This window comes from Bifidobacterium panos (genome assembly GCF_012932445.1).
Taxonomy (GTDB): Bacteria; Actinomycetota; Actinomycetes; order Actinomycetales; family Bifidobacteriaceae; genus Bifidobacterium; species Bifidobacterium panos.
The window spans coordinates 1-5414 of record NZ_JAAIIJ010000030.1 but is presented as its reverse complement, the minus strand read 5'-3'; the positions used below and the strand labels follow the sequence as shown (position 1 = coordinate 5414).

Below are 5414 nucleotides of genomic sequence, written 5' to 3'. Positions count from 1 at the left end.
TGCCGCCGGCGGGGTCGAACGCGTCGTCGATCTTGGTCCACTTGGCGGTCAGGTTCTTGCCCACCGCGTCCTTCAGGGTGGTCACCTGGTTGCCGTCCTCGTCGAACCAGCCATCGAACTTGTAGCCGGGGCGGGTGGGGATGGGCAGCTGGCCGTCGGCGCCGGTCCAGTCGGACGGGATCGTGCCGCCGTCGGGGTTCAGGCCGTCGGTGCTGGCGTTCTTCGTCCAGGTCGCGGTCAGGGTCTTGTCGCCCGTGTCGGACGCGCCGATGCCGGTGACAGGATTGTCCTTCGCATCAACCCAACCCGCGAACGTATAACCGCTCCTGGTCGGGCTCTTCAGGGTCGCGCCCACGCCGTACGTGTAGGTGCTCGGGTTCTTGGGGTCAGAACCGCCGTCGAGCTTGTACGTGATCTTATAGGTGTTCGCCTTCCACGTGGCGTTGACCTGCAACAGGGCCTGGTCGAACGTGCCAGTGACGTTGCGGTCCCAGGTTACGAACGTGTAGCCCGTGCGCGTCGGGTTGGCCGGGATGGTGTACTTGGTGCCCAGGGCGCCGGTGAGGACCTTGGACGCATTACCGTCCGTGTCGGTGCCGCCGTTGTAGGCGAAGATCACCACGCTGGCGGCGGCCGGCGCGTACTGCGCCGTGAACGTCACGTCACCCGCGACCATCGTCAGATCATCCAGTTCGTCCGCGGTTTTCAGACCGTACTGGTCCGACTGCCAGCCCACGAACGTCCAACCCTCGTCCACGCTCACGGTCGGGGCCTTGACGCCGGTGAGCTTGGCGTTGGTCTTGACCTTGTAGGTCGGATTGTCCGACAGCTTGCCATGCGCGCCCTTATCGAACGACACCTTGTTGTCGGCCTCCTTCCACGTGGCCGTCACCACCAGAGACGGGCTGTCGAACGAACCCGACGGGGGCGTGTCCCAACCCGTGAACTCCCAACCCGCACGCGTCGGATCCGCGGGAATCTCGTACGCGGTGCCCAACGCGCCGGTCACGGTCCTGGACGGGTTGCCGTCCGCATCGGTGCCGCCATCGAACACGAACGTCACCGAACCCAACGCATTAGCAGTCCACACCGCCGTCATCTCCACGTCCTTGGCGGGCATGACCAGATCGGCCAACTGATCACTGGTGACCAGACCGAATTCCTCGGACTGCCAGCCCACGAACGACCAGCCCGCGTTCGCCGTGGCGGTCGGGGCGGTCACGCCGGCGTCGGACAGCTTCGCGTCCGTGGCCACGCCGTCGTAGGACAGGGTGCCCGAAATCGTGCCATTGGAGCCCTTGTCGAACGTCAACTTGTGCGACACCGGGTTCCACTGGGCCGTATACACGGTCACACCGTCCGACTCGTACGTACCGCTCGGGGTCACGGTCTCGCCGTTGGCGTTCGTCCAGCCGGCGAACTCGTAGCCCTCGCACGACAGGGTGCTCTCGGCGGGCACCGTGTAGGCGCCGCCCTTCAATCCGGACTCGGACAGCAGCGACTGGCCGGCGACCTGGCCGCCGTTGGCGTTGAACACCACCGTCGCGCCATCATTCTTCGCATACTGCGCCGTAAACGTCACCGTCTGCTTCGAACCGTCCTGCGCGCCCGAAACCAGGTACTTGCCCTTCACGCCGTCCTTGCCATACACCAGATCGTCCGCATCGCACTTCCAACCCGTAAACGTCCAACCAGCCGCAGGAGTCGCCGTCGGCTCGCCGGGAACCTTGTCGCCGGAAGCCACCTGGTAGGTCGACTCGCCGTCCAGGCCTGTGCCGTCGCCCTTATCGAACACGACCGTGTTCACGGTCCTCTCCCACACGGCGGTATACGTCACGGACTTATACGTCGTGGACAGGGTCTTGTCCCAGCCCTTGAACGTGTAACCCGTACGAGACAACGAGGACGGAACCTTCGCCTTATCCGCAGCCGTGTACTCCTGGCCGTCACGGCCCGTCAGCACCAGAGACGAATTGTTGTCCGCGTCCAGGCCGCCGGCGTAGTTGTACAACACCTGCACACTCGACTCCGGCACATACTGCGCCGTAAACGACACCGTCTTGAACTCATCGCCCGTGTTCGTACCGGCGACGACGTACTTGTCCACGCTGTCCTGCGAGTACACCCTGTCGTCCTCGTCGCACAGCCAACCGGTGAAACGCCAGCCGCCATCAGCGGTCGGCGCGGCCGGCTTGCCGTTCACCGGGCTGCCGGTGTTCACCGTGTACTTGGTCGTCTCGCCCGCGGCGATCGTACCGTGATCGCCATCCTTGAACGTGACCGTGTTCTCATTCGCCGTCCACTGCGCCGTATACTTCACGTTCACGTACTTGCCGGACGGCTCCGTGTCCCAGCCATTGAACGTGTAGCCGGCGCGCGTCGGCTTCTCCGCGACCTTCGCCTTGGCCTCCGCGTCGTACTCGCCGTTCGCCGTACCCGACAACGTCACCGTCGTCTTGCCGTCCTGGTCATGACCACCGTTGTAATCCAACGTCACCACCGCATCCGGCAAATCCGCGTACTGCGCCTTGAACCACAGGCCAGGCTCCGCCGGCAGGCCGGCGATCTGGTACGGCTGGTAAATCGCACCCTCCGTGTCCTCGCCGTCCTTGGTCACGATGGACAGCCAACCCGTGAACTTCTTACCAGCCGGCGCCGTCACCGTCGGCTCCTTATACGTTTCCTTGGTGGTGCTGTCCAGCCTCTCGCCGGTGTTCACCGTCAACGACGCGTTCACGCCCGTGTCCAGGGTGCCGCCGTTCGGGTTGAACGCCACCGACTGGGGCAACGCGTCCCACTGGGCCGTGAACACCGCATCCGACACAAACGTCACCGTCGTGGCCTCCTTGGCCGGCGCGTCCACCGTCGACGGGGTCGACACCCAACTCTTGAACGAGTAACCCTCACGCGTCGGGACCGGCACGGCGGCGGTGGTGTTCTGACGACCCTTGACCGTCAACTTCTCCGCCTTGTCCGTGTCCTTGCCGCCGTTGTAGTCGAACGTCACCGTCACCTCAGGCAACTGCTCGTACACCGCGGTGAACTTCAAACCATACTCGGCGGGAACGGCGCCGACCTTATCGGGCTGGTACACCGCGCCATTCACCGTATTGCCGGCCGCGTCGGTCACGCTCGACTGCCAATACAGGAACCGCCAACCGGCCTCGGGAGTCACCGTCGGACCGGTCGCCGTCGGATACGCCTTGCCATCATCCTTGCCAACGCCCTTGCTCACGGCCTGCTCGGTCGTGACCACCAGCGTGGCCGGCGTATCAGCCTTCAACTCGCCGTGATCGCCCTTGTCGAACGTCACCTCGGTATCCGTCGCCGGAGTCCACTGGGCCGTGAACGTCACATCCTTGTCATACGTACCCGTGTACTTGCCAGTCGCCGCATCCTTCGTGGGCAGGGCCGCGCCCGTGAGGCTGGCCTTCCAGCCGTCGAACTTGTAACCCGGCCTCGTCGGCTCGGCCGCGGTCGTGGTGTACGACGCGCCCTTCAGACCCGTCAGCACCTCGAACGAACGCGACTTACCGTCCACGCTGGAGGTGCCGCCGTTGTAGTCGAACTGGACCAACACCTTGTCCGCATCCTCATACACCGCCTCAAACGTCACATCAGACGTCACCACCAAATCAGCCAGAGCATCGGTACCAGCATCAGCGTTAACCGGGAACACAGCACCATCCACATCAGTGGAACCATCCGCCTTCGCCTTCCAGCCGACGAACTTCTTACCCGCGGCCGTACCAGCCTTGGTCAACGTCACCGTCGGCGTCGCATAATCCTCGACACCCTCGGACACCTTCAAACCATTCGTCGCATCCAACGAATCAGGAGCCGTCATCGAACCATACAGCTTGCTCGCATCCGGGTTCTCCGGATCGTAATCCGGGTTGACCACGAACGTCAACGTACGCTTCATATTCGCCGCAATCGACACATCACCCGTCACGTATTCGCCCGGAATGGTCAACAGGCCGGTCTTCTCGTCGAACTTGAACTGACTGGTCGTAAGGGTCTTCTCGGTATCGCCGTCCTTGACCTTCACCGTCAACAACGACGCAGCCAACTTGCCCGACGCAGCCGTGGCCGTCAACGTCGCGGAATAATCCGCACCAGTCACAGCCCTCTTCAACGTATCAGACGTCGACACACCCGCAGGCAAATCATACGTCACAGACACAGGCTCAACAGCAGCAGACGTTGTCGAACCAACCTCAGCAAGATCGAAACCCTCAAACTCAACATAGTAACCCTCAATGTTGGTGGTGCTATACGTTCCCTCCGGGGCATTCAGCAGATCATTCCACTGACCCTTAGTTCCCTTACCGTACTGGGCACAACCTTCGGCCTTGCTTGAGTACACATTAGCGGAGGGTTCACCGTCGGTCCAGTTGACGTATACGCCATTGACGGCTTTACCACCCGTCCTTGCGGCGGTGGTCCAGAACTTCGTTCCGGCCTTCGGGCCCGTCACCCAATACCAAGCCGTACCCCAATCACTACCATCCTCGCCATTGCCATTCTTGGAAACACTGAACGTATCAGGATCAAGACCCGCAGTAGCAGAAGACGTAAAACGGGTTCCACCAAGCCAACCCTGCTTATTCTTAAACGACTGGTAGATCAGGTTATGCTCGTCAGCCGACTCAATAGTCAACAAATGACCCAACTTCTTCCCAGCGAACGTCATGCCCTTCGCAGCAGCATACGAAGCATCCCAATGTATGTTTTCGCCGGGGACGAACGTGTATGCGTGATTGTTGTACAGGGTCACGTCATACTCGTCAATGCCGTTCGAGGCCTTCGCCTTCAACGGCTCACTCACCGCATTCACCGTGATGTTCTGCTTCGTGTCGCCGCTCATGTAGAACGTCAAATCACGCAGATACGCCTGCAAATTCTCCGCGGTTATGCTCGCATCGCCGTCCAGCGATCTGAACGCCATATACGAATAATTGCCGCCGACAACCACGTCGTCCGCCTTCACATACGCGCCACTATCGTCCAACGCGTCCACGATCTTCGCGCCAGTCGGCACCTTCAAGGTCGACCTGAAGTAGCCGGAGTCGACCTGCACCACGACATACGAACTCGCCTTGCCGCTCACCTCGGCCTGACCCAGCTGGTACGACGCGCCCTCGGTCGCCGTGCCCAAGCTCACCAGGGTCTTCTTGTCCTCGTTAAGCGTCACCACCGGCTTGGTGGTGTCACCGGTGTCGGCGGGGTCGTCTTCCGCCCATGCGGAAGGCACGGCCACGGCCAGCACCATCAGCGCGGCCAGTATGGCGGCCGGTATGGCCGCCAGCCAACGCCCCAAACCATCATGAGATGAAAATCTCACCATAAGAAACTCCTAAAAATTCCTTTATTCTTCAACCAACCCTCCCCCAACACAAAACGACGCTTCC

General features: G+C 61.8%; 1 protein-coding gene. It reads right to left on the bottom strand.

The window, feature by feature from the left end; genetic code table 11:
- Nucleotides 1-5350 (bottom strand): InlB B-repeat-containing protein (locus tag G1C94_RS07395; protein WP_172147083.1); only part of this gene is annotated, 5350 nt, incomplete at its 3' end.
- Nucleotides 5351-5414: the final 64 nt, after the last annotated feature.